The sequence below is a fragment of the Streptomyces sp. LX-29 genome, from assembly GCF_029541745.1.
Classification (GTDB): Bacteria; Actinomycetota; Actinomycetes; order Streptomycetales; family Streptomycetaceae; genus Streptomyces.
Map to the genome: position 1 here is coordinate 5,922,312 of NZ_CP089746.1, position 23,780 is coordinate 5,946,091.

The 23,780-nt window shown below is 72.6% G+C and carries 19 protein-coding genes and 1 pseudogene; 5 read left to right on the plus strand and 15 right to left on the minus strand.

The annotated features are described in order from the left end of the window. Positions 1-296 precede the first annotated feature (296 nt). Complete coding sequence (gene glnA / locus LRS74_RS24955) at positions 297-1,706, minus strand: type I glutamate--ammonia ligase (RefSeq protein ID WP_277743105.1); 1,410 nt, start codon at positions 1,704-1,706, stop codon at positions 297-299. Positions 1,707-2,132: 426 nt separating this feature from the next. Between glnA and LRS74_RS24960 the strand changes: the two genes are divergently transcribed. After that, the gene (locus tag LRS74_RS24960; RefSeq protein WP_277743106.1) at positions 2,133-2,600 is read left to right on the plus strand and encodes an RDD family protein; all 468 of its coding nucleotides are present in this window, start codon (positions 2,133-2,135) and stop codon (positions 2,598-2,600) included. A 159-nt stretch (positions 2,601-2,759) separates the two neighbouring features. On the opposite strand, the gene LRS74_RS24965 is transcribed toward LRS74_RS24960, so the two are convergent. From LRS74_RS24965 to lipB, 4 genes are all read right to left on the minus strand, one after another. Further along, positions 2,760-3,440: a DUF4191 domain-containing protein gene (locus tag LRS74_RS24965; RefSeq protein ID WP_144385480.1), complete on the minus strand. Its 681-nt coding sequence runs from the start codon at positions 3,438-3,440 to the stop codon at positions 2,760-2,762. 10 nt (positions 3,441-3,450) lie between these two features. Next, positions 3,451-3,651 (minus strand): hypothetical protein, encoded by a 201-nt coding sequence (locus LRS74_RS24970; protein ID WP_144385479.1) that lies wholly within the window; start codon positions 3,649-3,651, stop codon positions 3,451-3,453. A 429-nt stretch (positions 3,652-4,080) separates the two neighbouring features. Beyond that, positions 4,081-5,046 carry a lipoyl synthase gene (gene lipA / locus LRS74_RS24975; protein WP_277743107.1) on the minus strand — a complete coding sequence of 322 codons (966 nt, stop codon included), beginning with the start codon at positions 5,044-5,046 and terminating at the stop codon, positions 4,081-4,083. A gap of 128 nt (positions 5,047-5,174) precedes the next feature. After that, complete coding sequence (gene lipB, locus LRS74_RS24980) at positions 5,175-5,957, minus strand: lipoyl(octanoyl) transferase LipB (protein WP_277743108.1); 783 nt, start codon at positions 5,955-5,957, stop codon at positions 5,175-5,177. A gap of 355 nt (positions 5,958-6,312) precedes the next feature. Between lipB and LRS74_RS24985 the strand changes: the two genes are divergently transcribed. Beyond that, positions 6,313-7,791 (plus strand): regulator, encoded by a 1,479-nt coding sequence (locus LRS74_RS24985; protein WP_144385612.1) that lies wholly within the window; start codon positions 6,313-6,315, stop codon positions 7,789-7,791. Between the two features lie 524 nt (positions 7,792-8,315). On the opposite strand, the pseudogene LRS74_RS24990 reads toward LRS74_RS24985, so the two are convergent. The 3 genes and pseudogenes from LRS74_RS24990 to LRS74_RS25000 form a co-directional block, all read right to left on the minus strand. After that, positions 8,316-8,393 (minus strand): annotated as a pseudogene (locus tag LRS74_RS24990) (UMP kinase); the annotation flags it as partial. Between the two features lie 17 nt (positions 8,394-8,410). Beyond that, positions 8,411-9,826: an FAD-dependent oxidoreductase gene (locus LRS74_RS24995; protein ID WP_277743109.1), complete on the minus strand. Its 1,416-nt coding sequence runs from the start codon at positions 9,824-9,826 to the stop codon at positions 8,411-8,413. A gap of 454 nt (positions 9,827-10,280) precedes the next feature. Then, complete coding sequence (locus LRS74_RS25000; RefSeq protein ID WP_277743110.1) at positions 10,281-11,972, minus strand: beta-propeller fold lactonase family protein; 1,692 nt, start codon at positions 11,970-11,972, stop codon at positions 10,281-10,283. 376 nt (positions 11,973-12,348) lie between these two features. Here LRS74_RS25000 and LRS74_RS25005 point away from each other — a divergent pair, with 376 nt between their 5' ends. Then, positions 12,349-13,086 (plus strand): IPT/TIG domain-containing protein, encoded by a 738-nt coding sequence (locus LRS74_RS25005; RefSeq protein ID WP_277743111.1) that lies wholly within the window; start codon positions 12,349-12,351, stop codon positions 13,084-13,086. 103 nt (positions 13,087-13,189) lie between these two features. Here the strand turns inward: LRS74_RS25005 and LRS74_RS25010 are convergent, their stop codons facing one another. After that, positions 13,190-14,113 carry a TIGR01777 family oxidoreductase gene (locus tag LRS74_RS25010; RefSeq protein WP_277743112.1) on the minus strand — a complete coding sequence of 308 codons (924 nt, stop codon included), beginning with the start codon at positions 14,111-14,113 and terminating at the stop codon, positions 13,190-13,192. A gap of 72 nt (positions 14,114-14,185) precedes the next feature. On the opposite strand from LRS74_RS25010, the gene LRS74_RS25015 reads away from it, so the two are divergent. After that, on the plus strand, positions 14,186-14,671 hold the full coding sequence (locus tag LRS74_RS25015; protein ID WP_277743113.1) for a GNAT family N-acetyltransferase: 486 nt from the start codon (positions 14,186-14,188) through the stop codon (positions 14,669-14,671). A 129-nt stretch (positions 14,672-14,800) separates the two neighbouring features. Here the strand turns inward: LRS74_RS25015 and LRS74_RS25020 are convergent, their stop codons facing one another. Next, positions 14,801-15,319, minus strand: a complete 519-nt coding sequence (locus LRS74_RS25020) for a DUF4240 domain-containing protein (protein WP_277744921.1) — start codon at positions 15,317-15,319, stop codon at positions 14,801-14,803. Between the two features lie 186 nt (positions 15,320-15,505). On the opposite strand from LRS74_RS25020, the gene LRS74_RS25025 reads away from it, so the two are divergent. Further along, on the plus strand, positions 15,506-16,462 hold the full coding sequence (locus tag LRS74_RS25025; protein WP_277743114.1) for an SDR family oxidoreductase: 957 nt from the start codon (positions 15,506-15,508) through the stop codon (positions 16,460-16,462). Between the two features lie 126 nt (positions 16,463-16,588). On the opposite strand, the gene LRS74_RS25030 is transcribed toward LRS74_RS25025, so the two are convergent. From LRS74_RS25030 to LRS74_RS25050, 5 genes are all read right to left on the minus strand, one after another. Further along, the gene (locus LRS74_RS25030; protein ID WP_277743115.1) at positions 16,589-17,554 is read right to left on the minus strand and encodes a WYL domain-containing protein; all 966 of its coding nucleotides are present in this window, start codon (positions 17,552-17,554) and stop codon (positions 16,589-16,591) included. A gap of 36 nt (positions 17,555-17,590) precedes the next feature. Continuing rightward, positions 17,591-18,691, minus strand: coding sequence for a hypothetical protein (locus tag LRS74_RS25035; RefSeq protein ID WP_277743116.1), 1,101 nt, complete (start codon positions 18,689-18,691; stop codon positions 17,591-17,593). A 66-nt stretch (positions 18,692-18,757) separates the two neighbouring features. Beyond that, positions 18,758-19,024, minus strand: coding sequence for a hypothetical protein (locus LRS74_RS25040; RefSeq protein WP_277743117.1), 267 nt, complete (start codon positions 19,022-19,024; stop codon positions 18,758-18,760). A 257-nt stretch (positions 19,025-19,281) separates the two neighbouring features. Next, on the minus strand, positions 19,282-21,963 hold the full coding sequence (gene aceE, locus LRS74_RS25045; protein ID WP_277743118.1) for a pyruvate dehydrogenase (acetyl-transferring), homodimeric type: 2,682 nt from the start codon (positions 21,961-21,963) through the stop codon (positions 19,282-19,284). 1,192 nt (positions 21,964-23,155) lie between these two features. Then, positions 23,156-23,779 carry a GntR family transcriptional regulator gene (locus LRS74_RS25050; protein WP_277743119.1) on the minus strand — a complete coding sequence of 208 codons (624 nt, stop codon included), beginning with the start codon at positions 23,777-23,779 and terminating at the stop codon, positions 23,156-23,158. Between the last annotated feature and the right edge of the window lies 1 nt (position 23,780).

Sequence of the window (23,780 nt, forward strand, 5' to 3'; positions counted from 1 at the left end):
GTCTTGCAGCGAATTCACAGGTCAGCCCACACCCTCCATCATTTGATCCTCTTGTGGTGGTCGATGAGCAGGGTGCTCGCCTCGGAGTGGATCAAGCCGTGAAGGCCACTACCCCGGATGCCGGGTAGTGGCCTTCACTGTCATTCCTGACATCAAGTCAGAGAATTGGCCGGCGGTGCACACGCGGTGCACAAGAGGGTGGAAAGTCAGTGGTAACAGCGAGAACTACTGAGACGAGTTTTCGCAGGTCACAGCCTGATTCCAGGGCTTCCGCCCAGGTCACCCGGCCCCGCTCTTTAGATGTCGAAGTACAGCTCGAACTCGTGCGGGTGCGGCCGCAGCTGGATTGGGGCGATCTCGTTCGTGCGCTTGTAGTCGATCCAGGTCTCGATCAGGTCGGAGGTGAAGACACCGCCGGCCTGGAGGTACTCGTTGTCCTCCTCCAGGGCGTCGAGCACCGAGGAGAGGTTGGTCGGGACCTGCGGGACGCCCGCGTGCTCCTCGGGGGCGAGCTCGTAGAGGTCCTTGTCGATCGGCTCGGCCGGCTCGATCTTGTTCTTGATGCCGTCGAGGCCCGCGAGGAGGAGGGCGGAGAAGGCGAGGTACGGGTTCGAGGACGGGTCCGGGGCGCGGAACTCGACGCGCTTGGCCTTCGGGTTGGAGCCCGTGATCGGGATGCGCATCGCGGCGGAGCGGTTGCGCTGCGAGTAGACCAGGTTGACCGGGGCCTCGAAGCCGGGGACCAGGCGGTGGTAGGAGTTCACCGTCGGGTTGGTGAAGGCCAGCAGCGACGGGGCGTGCTTGAGGATGCCGCCGATGTAGTAGCGGGCGGTGTCGGAGAGGCCCGCGTAGCCCTGCTCGTCGTAGAAGAGGGGCTCGCCGCCGGTCCACAGGGACTGGTGGACGTGCATGCCGGAGCCGTTGTCACCGAAGATCGGCTTGGGCATGAAGGTGGCGGTCTTGCCGTTGCGCCAGGCGACGTTCTTCACGATGTACTTGAAGAGCATCAGGTCGTCGGCCGCGGCCAGCAGGGTGTTGAACTTGTAGTTGATCTCCGCCTGGCCGGCGGTGCCGACCTCGTGGTGCTGGCGCTCGACCTTGAGGCCGGCCTTGTTCAGCTCCAGGGAGATCTCGGCGCGCAGGTCGGCGAAGTGGTCGACCGGCGGGGCCGGGAAGTAGCCGCCCTTGTAGCGGACCTTGTAACCGCGGTTGTCCTCCAGCGCGCCGGTGTTCCAGGCGCCGGCCTCGGAGTCGATCTCGTAGATCGAGCGGTTCGCGGTGGTCTCGAAGCGCACCGAGTCGAAGACGTAGAACTCCGCCTCGGGGCCGAAGTACGCGGTGTCCGCGATGCCGGTGGAGGCGAGGTAGGCCTCGGCCTTCTTGGCGATGTTCCGCGGGTCACGGCTGTACTGCTCGCCGGTGATCGGGTCGTGGATGAAGAAGTTGATGTTGAGCGTCTTGTCCCGGCGGAACGGGTCGACACGCGCGGTCGACATGTCCGCACGCAGCGCCATGTCCGACTCGTGGATGGCCTGGAAGCCGCGGATCGACGAGCCGTCGAAGGCCAGCTCCTCGTCCGGGTCGAATGCCTCCGCCGGAACCGTGAAGTGCTGCATGACGCCGGGAAGGTCGCAGAAACGGACGTCGACGAACTTGACGTCCTCGTCCTTGATGAACTTCCGAGCTTCGTCAGCGTTCTGGAACATCCAACTCCTCCTAGCCCGGCCGCAGGGGACGGGGATTGCTTCGGCGGCGCATTCCATCTGCGGGGGTCGCGCTGTCGCCGACCATAGGGAGCCGGGATTTCTCAAGCATGACCCATTTGTTTCGCCGAGGTTAACCGGCAGGCAGCAGATGTGTGACGTCTCCGTGAGGCTGTATGCAGGTCTTATGGGTAGGGGTGGGGACCCGGGCCGCTCCGGCGAGCGGTCCGGAGAGCTGGCTGGTTTCCGCCCTGGACGGACCCGCTGGGCCCGATGTGTCCCGGTTCCCCCGGGGCGTGCCGGCGGGCCGACGGCGCCCGGGCGAGAGCAACGCGTCCCGCGCCGTCCGCCCCGTCACACCTTCCAGGATGCCTCTGAACGCCCGCACCCACCCGCAGGGAAACGTATGCGGTCCCGTACCGTGGACGGGTGGATAAAAGGCAAGCAATCGGATCGTGGCTCTCCGGGCCGCGCGCGGCGGCCGAGGACATGGGCGTCGACTTCGGTTACCGGGGCGAGCGGCTCGGCCTGCCCGAGGAGGGGCCCGGGGCCGTGGCGCCCCCCGGGCGGCGCATCGGAGCCCTGCTCGTCGACTGGGGCCTGTGCATGCTCATCGCGTACGCGCTCCTGTCGGGCGGCAATGTGCAGACCGCCGGCAACTGGGCGCTCGTCGTCTTCTTCGTGATGAGCGCGCTCACCGTCGGCACCATCGGCTGCACCCCGGGCAAGCGGCTGATGCGGCTTCGCGTCATCAGCGAGACCGGATCCCGGCTCGGCTTCCCCTGGGTGCTCCTGCGCAGCCTGCTGCTCCTTCTCGTCATCCCCGCCGTCGTCTGGGACCGGGACTCCCGCGGGCTCCACGACCGGCTCTCCCGCGCCGTTCAGGTGCGGATGTGAGACGTGCGGATGTGAGATTCGCCTAGAGCTGCTTCAGCCCGAGGTAGAGCTGCTTCAGCCCGAGGCGCGAGGCGACCGACGAAAGAAGCGGCCCCGGGACCAGATCCACTCTGGTCCCGGGGCCGCTTCCGTTGCGTTTCTTACGCGCCGACCGCCGGCTCAGCGGCCCTTCGGCATCCGCATGCCCTTCGGCAGCGGACCCTTCGGGATCGGCATGTTCGCCATCAGGTCGCCCAGCGCCCGCAGCCGGTCGTTGGTCGCGGTCACCTGCGGGCCGGCGAGCACGCGCGGCAGCTTCAGCAGCGTGGTGCGCAGCTTCTTGATCGGAACCTGGCCCTCATCGGTGCCCACGACGATGTCGTGCACGGGGATGTCCGCGACGATGCGGTTCATGCGCTTCTTCTCGGCGGCCAGCAGGCCCTTGAGGCGGTTCGGGTTGCCCTCGGCGACGAGCACGATGCCGGCCTTGCCGACCGCCCGGTGGACGACGTCCTGGCTGCGGTTCATGGCCACCGCCGGGGTCACGGTCCAGCCGCGGCCGACGTTCTCCAGCACCGCGGCGGCGGCGCCCGGCTGGCCCTCCAGCTGGCCGAAAGCGGCCCGCTCGGCGCGCCGGCCGAAGACGATCGCCATCGCGAGGAAGGCCAGGACGAAGCCCAGGATGCCCAGGTAGATCGGGTGATCGATCCAGAAGCCGAACGCGAGGAAGGCACCCAGTACGACGATGCCCACAGCCGCGACGACAAGGCCGACCTTGGAGTCGACCCGCTTGGTCATCTTGTAGGTCAGAGCGATCTGCTTCAGTCGCCCCGGGTTCTCGGATGATTCCTGCCTCGCCATGTAGCGAAGTTTACGTGGCCTGCGGCGCCCTGGCGGACATGGCCTCCAGCACATGCTGGGCCTCCCGCCGGTCCTTCGCCCGCCGTCGGTCCTCCAGCACCGCGGCCCAGGCGTTACGTCGGGCGGTGCGCTGCCCGCCCCCCAGCAGCAGTCCTTCGAGCGTGAGTAGTGCTCCGGTCACGGAGAGTGGGCGTCCAGGCGCGGCCTGCATGGCGAAAACTCCCTCGAAAACGGCGGATGGGACACGGGTTGGTGCGTGGGGGACGGGTCGGCGGGCAAGGCGCGGAGCACGGGCGGGAACGTGGCGCGGGGGGTGTGGCCGACCGGTGTTCCTTAATCGTTATCCAAAGGTGTTACCAGTGCGTGACCGGGTGGTCAAACACTGATGAAACGTTTACGCAATCGGTGTCCCGGCCCCCGGTGACGGACACCGGGGGCCACCTGGGGCGACCTGACGCAACGGCGCTCGACCGGGGCCGAACGCTGTGCGCGTCCTCACACCGCCTAACGGGGCAGACCGCCTGGGTGCCCTCACACCGCCTGACGGGGCAGACCGCCTGACGGGCGCCCTCGGATCCGCCGAGGTCGGACCGGCTGACCCGGCCGGCCGGCAGGTGGGCTCACCCCGCCGGGCGCGGCCTCACACCGCCTGACGGGTGAGCGCCGCCTCTCGCCGCTCGATCGCCTGCTGGTAGAGCCGGCCGGCGCGGTACGAGGAGCGGACCAGCGGGCCCGACATCACGCCGGAGAAGCCGATCTCCTCGGCCTCCTCCTTCAGCTCCACGAACTCCTGCGGCTTCACCCAGCGCTCCACCGGGTGGTGCCGCACCGACGGCCGCAGGTACTGCGTGATGGTGATCAGCTCGCAGCCCGCGTCATGCAGGTGCTGCAGCGCCTCGCTGACCTCCTCGCGGGTCTCGCCCATGCCGAGGATCAGGTTGGACTTCGTCACCAGGCCGTCCTCGCGGGCCTTGGTGATGACCTCCAGCGAGCGCTCGTAGCGGAAGCCGGGGCGGATGCGCTTGAAGATGCGCGGCACGGTCTCGACGTTGTGCGCCAGCACCTCGGGGCGGGACGAGAAGACCTCGGCCAGCTGCTCCGGCACGGCGTTGAAGTCGGGGATCAGCAGCTCGACCTTGGTGTGGCCGCCCTCGCGCTCCGCCGTCATGGCGTGGATCTGCCGGACTGTCTCCGCGTACAGCCAGGCGCCGCCGTCCTCCAGGTCGTCGCGGGCGACGCCGGTGATGGTGGCGTAGTTCAGGTCCATGGTGACGACCGACTCGCCGACGCGGCGCGGCTCGTCACGGTCGAGCGCCTGCGGCTTGCCGGTGTCGATCTGGCAGAAGTCGCACCGCCGGGTGCACTGGTCGCCGCCGATGAGGAAGGTCGCCTCGCGGTCCTCCCAGCACTCGAAGATGTTGGGACAGCCGGCCTCCTGGCAGACGGTGTGCAGTCCCTCGCTCTTCACCAGCTTCTGCAGCTCGGTGTACTCGGGGCCCATCTTCGCCCGAGTCTTGATCCACTCAGGCTTGCGCTCGATGGGGGTCTGGCTGTTCCGGACCTCCAGGCGCAGCATCTTGCGTCCGTCGGGTGCGACAGCGGCCACGTCCGGCTCCCTACGACTTAGATTCTTCGGCGGACACCAGGGTACGCCCGTGTTTCATACGCTTTTACGTCCAGGGCAACCTGCGGGCCTACGGGTGCATTCCCGAGGGCTCGCCGCCCGGGGCTTCTTCAGACCGCGCGCGGCAGCGGCACCGACGACTCCAGCACGTCCTGGAGGTGCTTCTCGATCACCGGGGTCACCTCCGCCACGGTCACGTCCCTGCCCAGCTCGTTGGAGAGCGAGGTCACACCGGCGTCCCGGATGCCGCACGGCACGATGCGGTCGAACCAGGTGTTGTCCGGGTTGCAGTTGAGCGAGAAGCCGTGCATGGTCACGCCCTTGGCGATCCGTACGCCGATCGCGGCGAGCTTGCGGTCCTCGCGGCGCTGGCCGGCGTTGGACGGGGCGTACTCCGGGCCGTTCAGTCGCGGGTCGAACTCCTCGTCCTCCACCCGCGGGTCGAAGTCCAGGTTCAGCCCGGGGATGGCGGGCCGCTGCTCGACCGGGTCGCCCAGCACCCACACGCCGCTGCGGCCCTCCACCCGGGTGGTCTCCACGCCGAACTCCGCGCACGTGCGCAGCAGCGCCTCCTCCAGCCGCCGGACGTGGGCGATCACGTCCACCGGGCGCGGCAGCTTGAGGATCGGGTAGCCGACGAGCTGGCCCGGGCCGTGCCAGGTGATCTTCCCGCCGCGGTCCACGTCCACCACAGGTGTGCCATCGAGGGGGCGCTCGTTCTCCGCCGTGCGCCGTCCGGCCGTATACACCGCCGGGTGCTCCAGCAGGAGGCAGGTGTCCGGGATCTCGTCCGCGAACCGGGCCGCGTGCACCCGACGCTGCTCCTGCCACGCCTCCTGGTACTCGACGGCGTCCGCCCCGAAGCCCAGGTGGACAAAGCGCAGCTCACTCACGGCAGCTCCTTCGAACCTTGCTGTTCAGTGCCCTGTGTACGGGTGCACGGGCGCTCTTCGCACCCGTGCGGCGGCGCGCGCCCGGCTCCGGGCGCGCCCCCTGCGTGCCACTGTACGACCGTCGTACGCGCCACCCACAAGCGGCCGGGGTCGGCCGACTCTCGTACGTGCGGTCCCGGCCGCCGCCGGGTCCCGCCCGCGGACCGGTCCAGGTTCCGCCGCAGGCCCGAGCCGTCCCCGCTCCGGGCCTGTCCTCACACGATCGGATGAATACGGGTCATAGGTGGCGAGGAGATCGCCGATGACCGCTAAATTCACGCCGTTCCACAGAGCGATCAGGGAGACCGGCAGGCTGATGACGGAACGACCCCCCCAGCGAAACCCCAACCGTCAGCTCGCCGCGCTCATCGCCGAGGCGGGGTTCTCCAACGCCGGGCTGGCCCGGCGCGTCGACCAGCTCGGCTTGGAGCACGGCCTCGATCTTCGCTACGACAAGACGTCGGTGACCCGATGGCTGCGCGGGCAGCAGCCGCGCGGCACCACCCCCGCCCTCATCGCCGAGGTCTTCACCCGTCGACTGGGGCGCCGGCTGTCCGCGCAGGACCTGGGGCTCGACGCCTGTGCCCCCGTCTACGCCGGCCTGGAGTTCGCCGCGACGCCCGAGGAGGCGGTGGACATCGTCAGCGGGCTCTGGCGCAAGGACTCCGGCAACCACGTCGAGCTGCGCAAGATCGCCTTCACCCCGGCCGGGCTGGTGGTGCCCAGCCGCGACTGGCTCATCGGCCGGCCGGACGAGCGCGTCGCCCGCGGCGAGCCCGGCCCCGGCGAGGGCGGGCCCGCGGGCGCGGGGCCGGTCCTGGGCCGGGTGCCGGCGCAGGGCCGGCCCACCGTGCCCCGACAGCGTCAGATCATCACCGACACCGGCCCCGGCCACCGGGTCACCTCCGGTGACATCGCGGCGCTGCGCTCGGTCGGCGAGCTCTTCCGGGCGCTGGACCAGGCCTACGGCGGCGGCCACGCCCGCCAGGCGCTGGTGCGCTATCTGGAGCACGAGGGCGAGCCGATGCTGCGCGGCACCTACGGGGAGACGACCGGGCGGCGGCTGTTCGCCGCGGTGGCCGACCTGACCCGGCTGGCCGGCTGGACCTCGTACGACATCGCCGCCCACGGCCTCGCCCAGCGGTACTTCGTCCAGGCCCTGCGGCTCGCCCAGGCGGCCGGGGACCGGGCGTACGGCAGCTATGTGCTGGTCACCATGAGCCGGCAGGCGGTCTACCTGGGGCACGGGCGTGAGGCGGTGCAGCTCGCGCGGGTCGCCCAGCAGGGTGTGGGCACCGGCGCGCCCCCGGTGATGCAGTCCCTGCTGCACGCGGTGGAGGCCCGCGCGCACGGCGTGCTGGGCGACATGCGGGCCTGTACGGCCTCGCTGACCCGCGCGGAGCGGGCGCTGGAGACGGCACGGCCGGGCGACGACGTGCCGTACTGGGCCCGGTTCTTCGACGAGGCCCAGCTGGCCGACGAGTTCGGGCACTGCCACCGGGACCTTCAGCAGTACCGGGCCTCCGCCCAGCACGCGGAGCGCTCGCTCCAGCTGCGCGGCGCCGGCCACGCCCGCTCGCGGCTGTTCTGCCGGGTGGTGCTGGCCACCGCCCGGCTGGGCCTCGGCGAGCTGGAGCAGGCGTGCGCGCTGGGCGCGGAGGCCGCGCAGCAGGCGTCCGAGATGCGGTCCGCGCGGGCGCTGGAGTACGTGCGGGACTTCGAACGGCGACTGGAGCCCTACCGGGACGCGGCGCCGGTGCGCGGGTACCGGGAGCGGGTGGCGGCGCTGGGCTGAACGCGCCGCGCCGCCCCCCGGGCCTCAGCTCTCCCCCTCCCACCGCCCCGGTCGCATCCGCCGGGGCCGGGCCGGGGCGGGGCGATGTCCGCGGCGGGGGGCCGGCGCGGGGGTTGCCCGGCGACTGCCCGGGCGGAACGCCGTCCGGGCAGGTCCGTCCCATGCCCGCTCGGGCCGGCGGCGGCCGGCGGCTGCGCGCCGGCGCGCCCTCGATCGCGCTCGACCGCTCGCGTCGGCGCGCGCCGGCCCGTGTCGGTGCCCCGGCCGAGGACGGTGGGGCCGGCCAGGCCGGACGCCCGTCCTGGCCTTGTTCGTCCGCCTCGGCGCCCGCCGTGCTCGCGGGCGCCGGGCGCCGCGCCGCCGTGCTCGCGGTCGCCGGGCCCGCGTCGGCGCGCGCCGCCGGCGTGCCGGTCGCCCGTCGGCGACGGCCGGTCACCCGCTCAGCCGAGCCCGCCGTCCGGAACGGCGTCGGGCACGCCGTCCGGCACGGCGCCGGGCAACCCACGGCGCCCACCTCACGGGCGTAGATGGCGCACGGCACGCAGCGGGATGTACGGCTCCGCGACCTGGCCCATGGTGCTGGCGGTCTGGACGCGGGAGTCGGGCCTCGGGCACGGGGTCAGGCGGCCGACGGAAGGGCTCCCGGGGAGGTGTACATGCCGAAGTCCCGGAGGACCGCCCAGGCGGCGCGGCGGCCGGAGGAGAGGGCGCCCTGCACCGTGCTGGTGTCGCGGTGATCGCCGCACACGTAGAGGCCGCGCAGCAGTCGCACCGGCCGGCGCCGGTCGTGTGGGGCGGACATGGCCGGGACGGCGTGCGGGTCGTGGTGGGCGCCGAGCAGCTGCCAGGCGGCGGTGGAGGTGCCGTAGATCCCGGCCAGTTGGGCGCGGGCGGCACGGTCGAGCTCCGCGAGGGGGAGCGCGGTGGCGGCGCCGAGCACCGTCGAGGTGATCAGGGCCCGCCCGTGGGGGGCGCGCGAGGGGTCCACCTCGCTCGCGACGGTGGTGTGCGCGACCGGTCCCCGGCCGTCGGCGGCCAGAATCAGCGCCGGCTCGCGCAGCGGCGACGTGTCCGCGGTGTGGTGCAGCACGGTGACCGGGTGGAAGGTGGGCAGCCGCAGCCCGGGCAGCAGCTCGACGGCGGCCCGGGCTCCGGTCGCGACGAGCACCGAGCGACAGCGGAACTCACCGTGCCCGGCGGTGGCGACGGCGGTGGTGGCCGCGGCGACCGCGCGGACGCCGGTGCGGACCGTGCCCGGCGGCAGGCCGGCGGCCAGCAGCGCGGGCAGCGCGGCCGCGCCGCCCTGCGGCAGGCACAGCCGGCCTCGGGCGTAGCCGCGCAGCACCAGGTCGGCGCAGCGACTGGAGGTGGTCAGCTCCGGGTCGCTGAGCAGCGAGACCAGCAGCGGGCGCAGAAAGCCCTCGATGGTGCGGGCCGGGAGGCCGCGCGTGCCGAGGGTCTGCCCCACGGGCCGGTCCGGGCGGGCCAGCAGCCGGTCGGCGGGCACCGCGGCCAACCGACCCAGCGCGGCGCTCAGCCGCGCCTGGTCCAGCGCCCCGCCGAGCGGCGCCCGAGTGGCCGAGCCGAGTGGGGTGCGGGCGCCGCGGGGCGCGCGGGCCGCGGTGGCGAAGGCGCGCGCGGTGGTGAGGGCGCTGCCCCTCGCTCCGCCCTTCGCGGTCCCGCGGCCGCCGCGTGCGCCGCGGCCACCCCAGCCGGGCGGCGCGCCCACCCGTTGGGTGTGGCCGTCCCCGTGCACCAGCACCCCGGGCGAGAACGGGCGCAGCGTCAGCCCGTCCAGGCCCGGGGTCTGGCGCAGCTCGGGGAAGGAGGACATGAGCAACTGGCCGGTGAGGTCCAGCCGGAAGCCGTCGACCTCCTCGGTGGCCATCCGACCGCCCACCCGAGGCGCGGCCTCCAGCACGGTGACCGACACCCCTGCGCCGGTCAGTTGGTGGGCGGCGGCGAGCCCGGCGAGCCCGGCCCCCACGATGACGACGTCCGTCTTGCCCTGTGCGTGTTGCCCGCTGCTGAGCACGTGCCCTCCCCGGGGTCCGTGTGCTGAGGTCGGTGCGTTCGCTGGGGGCGTGATGCCCCCAACAGGCAGCCCGGATGCGTGACTTGCCGATGACCGTAGGGGGAAATCCAGACAATGACAGTCGCGCACCGACCGGGCACGGAGGCACGCGCGTCGCACATGCGCCCGTCATGGGACGGAGGCCCGCGGCCCGGTGGGAGGGGAGAGCCGGCCGCGGGACGTTCGGGGGAGGGTGTGGGTGTGGGGGGCGTGGCACGTCACGCCGCCGGACCCCGGCGTCCGCACCGGGACCGGCCCGCGCGGCCGCCGGAGCGGCACCCCAGGTGTCCTCGGCTGTCCCCGGGCGCCCCCGGGCGTCCCCAGATGGTCCCCGGGTGTCCTCAGACGTCTCCGGGTGCCTCCGGCCGTCCCGGGTCGTCCCGGGTTCCCACCGTCCCCGGGTGTGCGGGTGTCCTCAGGTGTAGAGGTACGGCATGGGTGAGGTGGCCGTGGCGCCGGTCGAGGTGGTGACGACGACGGCCGCGGGTCCGGGGGTGCCCGCCGGCGTGATGGCCTGGATCTTGGTGTCGCCCATGACCTTGAAGGTGACGGCGGGATTGCCCCCGAAGGTGGTGCTGACGACCTGGCTCAGCGACGTGCCGAAGATGTTGACGGAACGGAAGCCGGCACGGGAACCGGAGGTCGGGCTGATGCTGGTGATGGCCGGGGCGCTGATGTAGGTGTAGGAGGTGGAGTTGGAGACGCCTCCCCGGTTGGCGGTGTGGACGGAGACGGTGCGCGCCACGGCCGAGGGCGGGATGACGACGGTCATCACGGTGTCCGACACGACGGTGGGAACGACCGCGACGTTCCTGAACCACACCTGTCGGACGCCGACGAACCTCCGGCCGGTGATGGTGAGGGAGCTTCCTCCGCTCATCGGCCCCGAGGGCGACGAGAGGGTGTGGATGACGGGCAGGAGCCGGTAGTAGAAGCGGCCGATGACCGCTGATCCCCCGGCCGCGATCACTCTGACCGTGGCGCTTCCCGTACCCGAGGGGGTGACGAGGGTCATCGTGGTGTCGTCGACGACCACCACGTCGGTCGCGAGGCGATTGCCGAACCGCACGTATCTGGTGCCGGTGAAGCCCCGGCCGGTGAGGGTCACCGCCGTACCGCCGCCGAGGGAGCCCTGGTTGGGGGTGACGGCGGCCGGTCTGCTCAGCACCCGGACGGTCCCGGCGGCGTTGTTGACGACGTACAGACGACGGCCGTCCGGGGTGGTGGAGATCCCCTGCGGCCCGCTGAATCCGGGAAGGGTGGCGGTGACGGTGTCGGTGCTGGGGTTGATCACGGTGACCGAGCCGGCGTCCGTCATCGTGGCGTAGACGAGCGTCCCGTCCGGGGAGGCGGCCAGGCGGGCCGGATTGGCCGCGGTGGTGATACGGGTGACGGTGTTGGCGGTGGTGTCGATGACGCTGACGATTCCGGAGCCGGAGTTGGCGACGTAGGCGCGGGTTCCGTCGGGTGTGAGGGCCACTCCGCGGGGTGTGGTGCCGACGGTGACGGTCGCGGTGACGGTGTTGCTGGCGGTGCTGATGACGCTGACGGTTCCGGCGGTGGAGTTGGTGACGTAGGCGCGGGTTCCGTCGGGGTGGACCGCCACGCCCCAGGGGCCGGTGCCGACGGTGACGGTCGCGGTGACGGTGTTGGTGGCGGTGTTGATGACGCTGACGGTTCCGGAGCCGGAGTTGGCGACGTAGGCGCGGGTTCCGTCGGGGGTGAGGGCCACTCCGCGGGGTGTGGTGCCGACGGTGACGGTCGCGGTGACGGTGTTGGTGGCGGTGTTGATGACGCTGACGGTTCCGGCGGTGGAGTTGGTGACGTAGGCGCGGGTTCCGTCGGGGTGGACCGCCACGCCCCAGGGGCCGGTGCCGACGGTGACGGTCGCGCTGACGGTGTTGGTGGCCGGGTCGATGACGCTGACGGTTCCGGAGCCGGAGTTGGTGACGTAGGCGCGCAGGCCGTCCGGCCTGAAGGCGATGGAGGCGGGGCCGGTGCCGACGGTGACGGTGACGGGGTCCGCCATGAGTGAGAGACGGTTCACCGCGGCGTCCGTGTCGCGGATCGCAAGCGAGCGCGTCCCGGGGGTTTCGGCTGTGGACATGAGACTCCTCTCGCTCCGGCTCCGCGGGCTTCGATCGGCGCTCCGGTGCCGGAGGAGGTAGTGGCGTTCTCCCCCCGGGTTCCTCGCATGGTCCCAAGCCGCTGACGGTGACACGAGACGACATGGGAAGCACTCCGGTGTGACGGACCGGCACAAGCCGGATAGTGCGTATCGTCTGACTTACCCCTGAGTGATGCGGATACGCCCTTATGTGCGCCGTCGTCCTCTGCTCCCATGGCCGCAGAGGGCGATTCGTCGACGACGACCGCCTCTTTCAGCCGCGTGGTGGCCCAGGCGTCGCGGCCCCGTCCGTCTGTCCCGGCCCAGGAGTTCCCGCCGAGGCAGCCAGTAGCCCCGACACGCAGGGAGAAGAACAGTGGTCACTCTCACCCCCCACCAGGGCCCGACCTCGGGCGGCAACTCGGTGGTCATCACCGGTACCAACTTCACCGGCGCCACCCGTGTGGCGTTCGGAACCAAGTCGGCCAGCTTCACCGTCGACAGCGCCACCCAGATCACGGCGACCGCCCCCTCCGGCAACAGTGCCGTCCAGGTCGTGGTCACCACGCCGGGCGGGACCACCGCGCCGGTGTACTACTACTACATCCTGCCGCCGCTCAAATCGAGCCTCAGCCAGACCTCCGGGCCGCTGAGCGGCGCCACGACCACCCTCACCGGTGCCAACCTCGTCACCACCACAGGGGTGTCCTTCGGGAGCGACCCCGCCGCCGGCTTCACGGTGGTGAACGACACCACGGTCAACGTCACCGCTCCGACCGTGACGACGCCCGCGACCGTTCCGGTGAGCATCACCACCCAGGGCGGCAGCACCAACGGACTGACCTTCCGCTTCGTCGGCGCGCCGACCGTGACCAGCATGACTCCCACGTCCGGTCCGGACTACGGCGGCACCTCGTCCGTCATCACCGGCACCAACCTGAGTGATGTCATCGACATCTCGTACGGCCCGGAACAGGCCGCCTTCCAGATCGTCGACGACACGACGATCGTCTCCTACTCGCCCACCGGGACGGGCACCGTCACCGTCACCGTGACCAGCGTGGGTGGGAGCGACTCCTCGCGGTCCTTCACCTTCGTCGCCGAGCCGGGCTGAGGTCGCGGGTGGGGCGGCCCGGGCCGGTCGAACCGGCCGGCCCGGCCGCCCCGCCGGGGCGGGGTGGGGGAGGGGCGTCGGGCGGCCGGTTCCCGGGCGCGCCTCAGGCGGCCCGCGGGTCGTAGGGCGTCAGGGCGGCCCGTACCGCCTGCTCGATGCGTGGATGGGCGAAGGTGAAGCCGGTGTCCAGCAGCCGTCGGGGGAGCACCCGCTGACTGCCGAGCATGTCGTCGGTGACCTCGCCGAGCGCCAGCCGCAGCGCCGCGGCGGGCACCGGGAACGGGGTCGGGCGGCGCAGCACCCGGCCCATGGCGGAGGTGATCTCGCGGTTGGTGGCGGGCTCGGGGGCGGTCAGGTTCACCGGTCCGGAGAGCTCCTCGGTGTCGATGATGTGCCGCAGGGCGGCGATGTGGTCCCGCAGGGAGATGAAGCTCCAGTACTGCCGCCCGCTGCCAAGACGCCCCCCGACGCCCAGCCTGAACAGCGGGAAGAGCCGGCCCCAGGCGCCGCCTTCGTGCGCGACGACCAGACCGGTGCGGGCGTACGCGGTGCGGATCCCGGCCTCGACGGCCGGCTCGGCCGCCTCCTCCCACTCCTGGCAGACCCGGGCCAGGAAGCCGTCCCCCGGCGGTGCGTTCTCGTCGACCGGACGCTCTCCCGGGTAGCCGTAGACGCCGACCGCGCTGCCGCTCACCAGGACCCGGGGCGGGACGTCGAGCGTGGCCAGGGCCTCGGCCACGGCGGCGGTGCCCAGCACCCGGCTGTCCCGGATCCGCCGCTTGTAGTCGTCCGTCCAGCGCCGGTCGGCGATGCCCGCGCCGGCGAGGTGGACGACGGCGTCGCAGCCGATGAGACCGACCGTGTCGACCCACTGGCGGTCCGGGTCCCAGGCGACCTCGTCGGTCGCGCGGGCGTCCCGGCGGACCAGCCGCAGCACATGATGACCGTCCGCGCGGAGCGAGCGCACGAGAGCGGAGCCGATGAGCCCGGAGGAACCGGTGACGGCGATACGCAGAGGGGTACGCATGGCAGTCATCCTGCCCCGCCGAGCCCGACGAAGCGCATGCCGCGCCCGGTCCGGCGTGCCAGGCTGACGCGCATGACCGAACCGATCATCCGCCCCGCCACGCTCACCGACGACCCCGCCCTCGCCGACCTGGACCGGCGCACCTGGTCGCCGCTGCACGCGGTCACCGCCCGACCGCGGCCCGCCGGCCCCTTCTTCGACGACCGCAGCCGTCCGGACGGGCTGCTGCTGGCCGAGGTCGACGGCGCGGTGGCCGGCTACATACGGCTGGGCAATCCGACGCCCCTGCCGTCCAACGCGCACGTACGGCAGATCCAGGGGCTGGTCGTGGACGACCGGGTCCGGGGCAGGGGCGTGGCGCGGGCGCTCCTCGGGGCGGCCTACGAGGAGGCGCGGCGGCAGGGCGCGATCCGGATCACGCTGCGGGTGCTGGGCCACAACACCCCGGCGCGGCGGCTGTACGCGTCGGAGGGTTTCGCGGTGGAGGGGGTGCTGCCGGGTGAGTTCCTGCTGGCGGGGGAGTACGTGGACGACGTGCTGATGGGGCGGCCGCTGTAGGCGGGGGCGTCCTTCCCGAGGCGCCCCCGTAGGCACTCCTCCTGTAGGCACTCCTCGCGGAGACGCTCCGTCCTGGAAGCGCCCAGCCCTGAAAGTGCTCCGTCCCGGAGGTACTCCTCCCGGAGACGCTCAATCCCGGAAGCGCTCCCACAGCCTGGGGAATCGACCCGCCAGGGCCGCGTCGCTCTCGAAGTCGATGGTCAGGCCCTCCGGCTCGCGTGGCCGCGGCGGCAGCCCCAGGTCCGGCAGCTCCAGGCCGGTCAGCCGCTCGTACGCCTCGTCGGCCGCGTACCCCAGGTCCTCGCAGTCCCCGTCCCGCTCCTCGTCGAAGTCCTCCAGCAACTCGGCCAGGTCGTCCGGGTCGTGCAGCGCCCCCTCGAAGACCTCTCGGCCCTGCCCGATCAGCCAGGCGCGGAAGGCGTCGAAGGCGTCGTCGCTGGCGCCGTCCAGCAGCACCGCGGCCGCGCCCCACAGGTCCCAGCGGTAGGCGCGGTTGAAGCGCGCCTCGAAGTGCCGCGCGAAGTCCAGCACGGAGTCCGGGTCGAGCCCCGTCAACCGCTCGACCAGCAGGTCTGACTGGTCCTCGGGGTCGCCCTCGGCGTCCTCCCGGGTGCCGTCGATCAGCTCCCAGAACTCCGTCTCGTCCATCATCACGGGACCAGGATCGGGCCTGCTGCCGAGACCCGCACGCGGAGCGGTCAGATGCGCCCGTCTTGTTATCGATAGCAACAATCCCGATCGACGATCTCCGTAAAGCCCGACAGAAGGTGTCGGGTTTGGCTGCCAGGGTCGATGTCGTACGGCAGAGCACGACCGAGGAAGGGACGGATGCACGTGGCGACGACACAGGGCACGCGGTCGGGGGCGGACGGGCCGCTGGCGGGGAGGATCGCGCTGGTCGCGGGGGCGACGCGGGGCGCGGGCCGCGGCATCGCCGTGGAGCTGGGCGCGGCCGGGGCCACTGTCTACGTGACCGGCCGTACGACGCGCGAGCGGATCAGCGAGGTGGGTCGGTCGACCGAGACCATCGAGCAGACGGCCGAGCTGGTCACGGCGGCCGGCGGCACCGGCATCGCGGTGCGCGTCGACCACCTGGAGCGGGAGGAGGTGCGGGCGCTGGTGGAGCGGATCGACCGGGAGCAGGGGCGCCTGGACATCCTGGTCAACAACGTCTGGGGCGGCGAGCGCCTGATCGCGGCGGACCTGGGCAGCGGCAGGAAGTCCTGGGAGGTCGATCTGGAGAGCGGGCTGCGGATGCTCCGCCTCGGCGTCGAGACCCACCTGGTGACCAGCTACCACGCGCTGCCGCTGCTGACCCGACGGCCGGGCGGACTGGTGGTGGAGGTCACCGACGGCACGGCGGAGTTCAACCGCCGCTACCGCGAGCACCTGTTCTTCGACCTCACCAAGAACGCCCCCATCCGGATGGCCTTCGGCCTGGGGGAGGAGCTCAAGGACCTGGGCGGGACGGCCGTCTGCGTCACCCCCGGCTTCCTGCGCTCGGAGGAGATGCTCGACCACTTCGGGGTGCGGGAGGAGAACTGGCGCGACGCGGTGAAGGCGGTGCCGGACTTCGCGGTCGCCGAGTCGCCGCACTACGTCGGCCGGGCGGTCGCGGCGCTGGCGGGCGACCCGGACCGGGCGCGCTGGAACGGACAGTCCCTGTCCAGCGGCGCGCTGGCGAAGGTCTACGGCTTCACGGACCTCGACGGATCGCGGCCGGACGGGTTCGCGTACTTCGAGGAGGTGGTGTTCGGCGGGAAGCAGGCGGACGTCTCGGAGTACCGCTGACGTCCGAGCCCTCGCGTCGCGAAGGCGTCCGAGGGTCGGAGTACCGCTGACGTCCGAACCCTCGCGTCGCGAACGCCGTCCGAGCCGTCGCGTCGGGATTCCTCGCGTCCGGCTCCCGACGTCCGGTCAGCGGTAGAGCTCGTGGGCCCGCGCCGCCGCGTCGGCGAACCGCCGCCGCAGCTCCGCGGGCTCCAGCACCTCCGCCTCCGGCCCCAGGGCGAGCAGTTGCTCGTAGGCCACGTCGAGCGACTCCACGGGCAGGGTGACGGTGATCCGACCCTGTCCGTCGGGCTCGCCGGCCGCGGCGAGCGCCTCTCGCCCGGCGGTGCGGTCCGTCACGTACGGCAGCCGCCGCGCCCCCTCCGGCGTCAGCCGCAGCACCGCCTCGGTGCGCAGGATCGACCGCGCGAACTCCGCCGCCCGCTGCTCCCAGAAGGCCGGCAGGTCGAACTCCTCGTCCCGCGCGAAGCGTTCGTCGCCGACGGAGACCGCGGTGAACCGGTCGACCCGGTAGACCCGGAGCATGCCCTGGGCGCGAGCCGCCAGATACCAGGTCCCCGCCTTGAGGACGAGCCCGTACGGCTCCAGCTCCCGCTCCACGGTGCGCTCCCCGCGCCGGTAGCGGGCCGTGAGGCGCCGGTCGTCCCAGACCGCGTCCGCGACGGCGGGCAGCAAGGCGGGCGCCTCCGGCTCCTGCCACCACCCCGGCGCGTCCAGGTGGAACCGCTGCGCGGCCCCCTCGGCGGCGTCCCGCAGCTCCGGCAGCAGCGCCGCCGACACCTTCAGCCGCGCGGCGGAGGCCGCGTCCGCCAGGCCCAGCTCGCGTAGCGCGGACGGGACCCCGGAGAGGAACAGCGCCTCGGCCTCGGACCGGCCAAGACCGGTGAGGCGGGTGCGGTACCCGCCGATCAGCCGGTATCCGCCGGCCCGTCCACGGTCCGCGTACACCGGCACCCCCGCCTCGGACAGCGCCTGCGCGTCCCGGGTGACGGTCCGCTCGGACACCTCCAGCTCCCGCGCCAGCTCGGCCGCGGTCATCGAGCGCCGGGACTGGAGCAGCAGCACCATCTTGATGAGGCGGGCAGCGCGCAAGGCATCTCCTGAAGGGGGCGGCGGAGCCTGTCGACCCTATCGGCCGGCTGCGCGGGGGCCGCCGTCACGCGCCCCGGACGCCGGGCCGGCCACCAGGAGCAGGGCCGTCACCGCGTCGCGGTGCCCGCCGAGCGTGTCCACCACCGCGCGGTACGGCCCCTCCGCCAGCCCCCGGAACGACGTGGCGTAGCGGCCGCCGCCCAGGTGGCGCAGGGGCCGCCGGGGGCCGTCGCCGTTGGTCGCGGCCGCCGGGGTCAGCGTCGCCCGGAGGGCCAGCGCGTCGAAGCCGGGGAGCGTGTCGGGGACGGTCGCCTCGATCTCGTACGGCTCGCCCGGGGCCACGAGCTCGGGGGCGCGCACGGCGAGGTGGACCGCGTCGGCCTCCGGGCCGCGGTGGTAGCGGGGTTCGGGGGCGAGCCACCCCCACAGGGCGTCGCGGACGCCGCGGTTGTTCTGGAGGGAGCCGTGCTGTTCGCAGGGTGTGTGGGCGGCGGTCGACGGGGCGGCGGACAGCCGGGGGACACGGCCGTCACCCCCCTCGTCCGCGCCGTCGATGGTGTCCAGCGGGGTGAGCCGCTCGCCGGTGGTCGCGGCGGTGGTGGGGGTGGGCTGCCGCACGCCGACCACCGGCAGCAGCTCCCAGCCGATGCCGGCCGGGGTCGCGGAGGCGTGGCGCATCTCGGCGTGGAAGCGGCCGGCGTCGACGAGGAGTCTCGGGTCCACTCCCGGCAGCCCGGCGGTCTCCCGGGGGTGACGCAGACCGCGCGGGGAGGCCAGACAGGCGTAGTCGGGGGTGAGCTGGTGCAGGGAAGGGAGGCTGCGGGCGAAGGCGGTGAGGTCGGGGAGGAGCCGGGACCAGCCCGGACGCACCCCGTTGACCAGGGAGAGCAGGGCGTCCAGCGAGCCGCGGTGCGGGGTGCCCAGGGTGATCAGGCGGCGGGTGGTCTCGTGGCCGCGAAGGCAGGTGACGTAGTAGCGGGCGATCAGGCCGCCCATCGAGTGGCAGACGAAGACGACCTCGGCCGCGCGCCGCTCCGGCGCGGAGGCGCGCCAGCGGCCCAGCTCCTCGTCCACCCGGCGGGCCAGCAGCTCCGCGTTGTGGCGGCAGGAGAGCCGCCAGTCATAGGCGAACGGCACCAGGTTGGCCGGGGTGGTGGCCGGCTCCTTCGGCGCTCGACGGCGCAGCGTGAAGTGCTGTTCGAGTCAGTGCAGCAGCCCGGAGTAGCCGTCGACCAACGGGCCCACCCCGGGCAGCGCGTGCAGGTCGTGGAGGAGGCCGATCGGGCGGACGCCGTCGCCCGGGTGGTCGTCGCCGATGTCGTCGGGGAGCCGGAGGTCGCGCACCGAGCCGCCCAGGGTGCGGATGCCCCGCCACAGCGCGCCGCCCGACAGGCCCCAGACCTCCTTGCCGTCGCGATCGGCCAGTCGGCTGCCCAGGATGCCCGGAACCACCACGACCAGATCGCCCACGGGCTCACGCCGTCCCACCTGGGTGCCCCCCACCGTGCCGCGCGCCGACTCCCCCGCCGGTGCTGTCCCGCACCACCGTAGTGCGACGACATCGACTCGGAGCGTGATCGGGCGAAGCCGGGGCGGGTACGGCGCCTACGACGCGCGAAGGGGGCGCGCGGAATCACCGCACGCCCCCTTCGGGTCGTTCATCGGGTCCGTCACCGGACCCCGGCCGGGCGCCGGGCGGGCTCAGTGCCCGCCGGCCCGGCGGAGGGTCACAGCCCGTACCGGGCCGCCGCCTCCCGCACCGTCTCCGCCTTGACCTCGCCACGCCGCGCCAGCTGCGCCAGCACCGCGACGACGATCGACTGGGCGTCGACGCCGAAGTGGCGCCGGGCCGCGTCGCGGGTGTCGGACAGACCGAAGCCGTCGGTGCCGAGGGAGGACCAGTCCTGGTCCACCCACTGGCTGATCTGGTCCGGGACCTGCCGCATCCAGTCGCTGACCGCGAGCACCGGGCCGGGGGCGCCGGCCAGGGCACGGGTGACGTACGGGACGCGCTCCTCGCCGCGCAGCAGCGCCGCGTCGCACTCCAGCGCGTCGCGCCGCAGCTCGCTCCAGGAGGTCGCCGACCAGACGTCCGCGGTCACGCCCCAGTCGGCGGCCAGCAGCTCCTGCGCCTCCAGGGCCCAGTGGATCGCCGTGCCCGACGCCAGCAGCTGGGCGCGCGGGGCGTCGGCCGCCGGCGTGCCCTCCTTGAAGCGGTACAGGCCCTTGATGATGCCCTCTTCCACGCCCTCCGGCATGGCGGGCTGCGGCTTGGGCTCGTTGTAGACCGTCAGGTAGTAGAAGACGTCCGAGTCCTCGCCCGGGGCGGTCTCGCCGTACATCCGGCGCAGACCCTCCTTGACGATCACCGCGATCTCGTACGCGAAGGCCGGGTCGTAGTTGAGCGAGGCCGGGTTGGTGGCCGCGATCAGGTGCGAGTGGCCGTCGGCGTGCTGGAGGCCCTCACCGGTGAGGGTGGTGCGGCCCGCGGTGGCGCCCACGATGAAGCCCTTGCCGAGCTGGTCGGCGAGCTGCCACATCTGGTCGCCGGTCCGCTGCCAGCCGAACATCGAGTAGAAGATGTAGAAGGGGATCATCGTCTCGCCGTGCGTCGAGTACGACGTGGCGGCGGCGATGAAGTCGGCCATGGCGCCGGCCTCGGTGATCCCCTCGTTGAGGATCTGGCCGTCCTTGGCCTCCTTGTAGTACATCAGCTGGTCGCGGTCGACCGGCTCGTACGTCTGGCCCAGCGGCGAGTAGATGCCGGCCGAGGGGAAGAGCGACTCCATGCCGAAGGTGCGGGCCTCGTCGGGGACGATCGGCACCCAGCGCTTGCCGGACTCCTTGTCCCGCATCAGGTCCTTGACCAGGCGGACGAAGGCCATGGTGGTCGCCATCTCCTGCTTGCCGCTGCCCTTGAGCAGCGGGGCGAAGGAGCGGTCGGCGGGGGCCGGGAGGGCCGGGACGGCGTGCGTCCGGCGGGCCGGGGCCGGGCCGCCGAGGGCGGCGCGGCGCTCCTCCAGGTAGCGGACCTCGGGGGAGTCGGCGCCCGGGTGGCCGTAGGGCACCTGGCCGTCGGCGAAGGCGCTGTCGGCGATCGGGAGCCCGAGCAGGTCGCGCATGCCCTTGAACTCGTCGATCGTCAGCTTCTTCATCTGGTGGTTCGCGTTCTTCGACTCGAACCCGGCACCCAGGGTGTAGCCCTTCACCGTCTGGGCGAGGATCACCGTCGGGGCGCCCTTGAACTCCAGGGCGGCCTTGTAGGCGGCGTACACCTTGCGCGGCTCGTGGCCGCCGCGGGAGGTCTGGAAGCACTCCAGGATCTTGGCGTCGGTGAGCAGCGCGCCCAGCTGGGCCAGCTCGCGGTTGGCGCCGAAGAAGTGCTCGCGGATGTAGGCGGCGTCGCGGGTGGCGTAGGTCTGGAACTGGGCGTCCGGGACCTCGCGCAGCCGGCGGACCAGGGCACCGGTGGTGTCGAGCTGGAAGAGCTCGTCCCAGGCGTTGCCCCAGAGCGACTTCACGACGTTCCAGCCGGCGCCGCGGAACTGGGCCTCCAGCTCCTGAACGATCTTGAAGTTGGCGCGCACCGGACCGTCGAGCCGCTGCAGGTTGCAGTTGATGACGAAGGTCAGGTTGTCGAGGCGCTCGCGGGCGGCCAGGGCCAGGGCGGCGGTCGACTCCGGCTCGTCCATCTCGCCGTCGCCGAGGAAGGCCCAGACGTGGGAACCGGAGGTGTCCTTGATACCGCGGTTGGTCAGATAGCGGTTGAAGCGCGCCTGGTAGATCGCGGAGAGCGGGCCCAGACCCATGGAGACGGTCGGGAACTCCCACAGCCAGGGCAGCCGCCGCGGGTGCGGGTACGACGGCAGACCGGCGCCGCCCGCCTCCTGGCGGAAGTTGTCCAGGTGCTGCTCGGTGAGGCGGCCGTCGAGGAAGGCGCGCGCGTAGATGCCGGGCGAGGCGTGGCCCTGGACGTAGAGCTGGTCGCCCGAGCCGTCGGCCTCCTTGCCGCGGAAGAAGTGGTTGAAGCCGGTCTCGTAGAGCCAGGCGGCGGAGGCGAAGGTGGCGATGTGGCCGCCGACGCCCAGCTTGGAGCCGCGGGTGACCATCGCCGCCGCGTTCCAGCGGTTCCAGGCGGTGATCCGGCGCTCCATCTCCTCGTCACCGTCGAGCGCGGGCTCGGCGGCGGTCGGGATGGTGTTGACGTAGTCCGTCTCCAGCAGCTTGGGCAGCGCCAGGCCGGCGCGCTCGGCGTGCTGCAGGGTACGGCGCAGCAGGTACTCGGCGCGATGTGGGCCGGCGGCCCGAGCGACGGCGTCGAGGGAGTCCGCCCATTCGGCGGTCTCCTCGCGGTCGCGGTCCGGGAGCTGGTCGAGCTCGCTCGGAAGCTTGCCTACGGAGTCGGTCATGATCGCCGCCTTCCGGACTCGAAGGGGTGGCATAAGCCCTAGGGGGGTGGCATAAGCCCTGAAGTTGGCAGGACAGGGCGGAGAGGCTCGATGAAGCCCATCGCTGACTGTAAGTCCCTGATCGATGATCGATCAAAGCGTGGGGGCGAAAAAGTTCTCGATTCGGCGAAATTGGCATTCCGTGCCTCGAAAGTCGGCACGGAGTGCCGGAATAAACCGCCACGTAACGGGCACCTGGCCCGGCCGTCTCGCCCCCTGAAACCCTCGCGCAACCGGGGTAACCGACCCCGGTCTGGGGTGGACGGGCTCCTTGACTGCCGGGAAAGCCTGGAATGCCCGATGGCTGAGGTCGGGTGAAGATGCGGTCGATCCACGGCGCCGTGGTGGCTCCCCGTCGCGCGGGAGGGGGCGGCTGCCCCTGCCGACGGGCCCGGGGGGGATCACACCCCACCGCGACGGCGCGCGCCCCCGGTGTGTCCGGCGGGTGGGGGATCACATCCCGCCGCGATGGCGCGCGCCCCCGGTGTGTCCGGCGGGCGAGGAAGTAATTCCGCCGCGACGGCGCGCGCCCCCGGTGTGTCCGGCGGGTGAGGGTTCACATCCCGCCGCGACGGCGCGCAACCCAGGTGATGGAGCCCGGCGGTGCCGAGCCGGCCCGCGGCCCCGCAAGGGCAGGACGGCTGAGGCTCGGTGGGCCCAACAGGTCCGTGCCGTTGTGGTGGCTCGCCGTTGCGCCGCTGCCGCGGGAGGGGGCGGCTGCCCCTGACGACGGGCCGGGGGGATCACATCTTGCCGCGACGGCGCGCAACCCTCGTGGTGGCGCCCGGCGGTGCCGGGCCGGCCGTGGGGTCCGGTGGCACCTCGGGCGGGTGCCGGGGCGTCCCGGATTTCGGGGAGGGCGGGCGGGGAAGTCATTCCGCCGCGACGGCGCGCAACCCGGGCAATGGAGCCCGGCGGTGCCGAGCCGGCCGTCCATCGGGCTCTCGTAGGCGGCCCGAGGCGGAGTCCCGGGATCGGGAGGGCTTCCCGGGCTCGGGAGGGCTTCCCGGGGTCGGGAGGGCTGCCGCAGCTCAGCGCGGGGCCGGGGTGGAGCCCCGGGTGGAAGCCCCGGGGTGGGAGCCCGGGGTGGAAGGGGCTCTGCCCCTGACAGCGGGGCCCGGGGGCGCGCCCCGTTGAGAGGGAGGGGGCGGGACTACGCGTGCGGGGCGCAGCCCAGCACGTGTTCCTTCACCAACTGCCCGATCCCCGGATCGCGCCTCCGGAACGCCTCCACGAGCGCCTCGTGCTCCTCCGCGTACGACTGCTGACGGGTACCCAGCCAGCGGATCGACAGCGCCGTGAACACCTCGATTCCCAGCCCCTCCCAGGTGTGCAGCAGCACGCTGTTCCCGGCCGCCCGCACCAGCTCGCGGTGGAAGGCGACGGTGTGCCGCACCTGGGCCTCGCCGTCGGCCTTGCGGTCCGCCTCGTAGAGCGCCGCCACCGACGGCTCCAGCACGGAGACGTCGGCGGCCAGTCGGGGCGCCGCCAGCTCCGCCGCGATCTGCTCCAGCCCCGCCCGCACCGGGTAGATCTCCTCCAGGTCGGAAGCGGTCAGATTGCGCACCCGCACGCCCTTGTTGGGGGCCGACTCGATCAGCCGAAGCGCCTCCAGCTCGCGCAGCGCCTCCCGTACGGGGGTCTGACTGACCTCCAGTTCGGTGGCGATCCGCCGCTCCACGATCCGCTCGCCCGGCTTCCAGCGCCCGCTGACGATGCCCTCCACGATGTGCTCGCGGATCTGTTCGCGCAGCGAATGGACGGCGGGGACGGTCATG

What these genes read in the sequence shown, in the direction of transcription:
- glnA (WP_277743105.1), bottom strand. Translation starts at nt 1,706, where the DNA reads ATGTTCCAGAACGCTGACGAAGCTCGGAAGTTCATCAAGGACGAGGAC.
- LRS74_RS24965 (WP_144385480.1), bottom strand. Translation starts at nt 3,440, where the DNA reads ATGGCGAGGCAGGAATCATCCGAGAACCCGGGGCGACTGAAGCAGATC.
- LRS74_RS24970 (WP_144385479.1), bottom strand. Translation starts at nt 3,651, where the DNA reads ATGCAGGCCGCGCCTGGACGCCCACTCTCCGTGACCGGAGCACTACTC.
- LRS74_RS24985 (WP_144385612.1), top strand. Translation starts at nt 6,313, where the DNA reads ATGACGGAACGACCCCCCCAGCGAAACCCCAACCGTCAGCTCGCCGCG.
- LRS74_RS25000 (WP_277743110.1), bottom strand. Translation starts at nt 11,972, where the DNA reads ATGTCCACAGCCGAAACCCCCGGGACGCGCTCGCTTGCGATCCGCGAC.
- LRS74_RS25010 (WP_277743112.1), bottom strand. Translation starts at nt 14,113, where the DNA reads ATGCGTACCCCTCTGCGTATCGCCGTCACCGGTTCCTCCGGGCTCATC.
- LRS74_RS25015 (WP_277743113.1), top strand. Translation starts at nt 14,186, where the DNA reads ATGACCGAACCGATCATCCGCCCCGCCACGCTCACCGACGACCCCGCC.
- LRS74_RS25020 (WP_277744921.1), bottom strand. Translation starts at nt 15,319, where the DNA reads ATGGACGAGACGGAGTTCTGGGAGCTGATCGACGGCACCCGGGAGGAC.
- aceE (WP_277743118.1), bottom strand. Translation starts at nt 21,963, where the DNA reads ATGACCGACTCCGTAGGCAAGCTTCCGAGCGAGCTCGACCAGCTCCCG.
- LRS74_RS25050 (WP_277743119.1), bottom strand. Translation starts at nt 23,779, where the DNA reads ATGACCGTCCCCGCCGTCCATTCGCTGCGCGAACAGATCCGCGAGCAC.